Below are 381 nucleotides of genomic sequence, written 5' to 3' on the forward strand. Positions count from 1 at the left end.
GTGCATATTCCCCAGCCGATATTGCGGATAAACATAGTGATCACAGGCGTAAACGTCGCCGTTGTGCTCAACAATCACCGAGCGCCCACAGGTTGGCTGATGATGGCAAACCGCACGCGGCGCACCGACAAAATTGGCAAACGCCCATTCGATATTCATCACGAAAATCTTGCCGACGTCGCGTTTGATCCAGTGGTCGAATATCGCCACCAGAAACTCACCGAACTCCTCGGGGCGCACCGACCATTCCGTTAGCTCACCCTGAATATCACCAGGCGCATGTAACTTAAGTCCATCGCGGGCAGTTGTTTCATCAGCCAGGCGCTCGACCACCGGAATAAACTGGATGAATTCGACTCCCGCATCGCACAAAAAATCATA

Annotated in this window: 1 protein-coding gene; it reads right to left on the reverse strand. The window is 52.8% G+C overall.

From position 1 onward, the window contains the following. Window positions 1–381, reverse strand: a 381-nt coding sequence (locus FMN52_RS04230) for an SPASM domain-containing protein (RefSeq protein WP_346341304.1), incomplete at both ends; no start/stop codon positions are given.

The organism is Marinobacter sp. BW6 (assembly GCF_008107725.1).
Taxonomy (GTDB): Bacteria; Pseudomonadota; Gammaproteobacteria; order Pseudomonadales; family Oleiphilaceae; genus Marinobacter.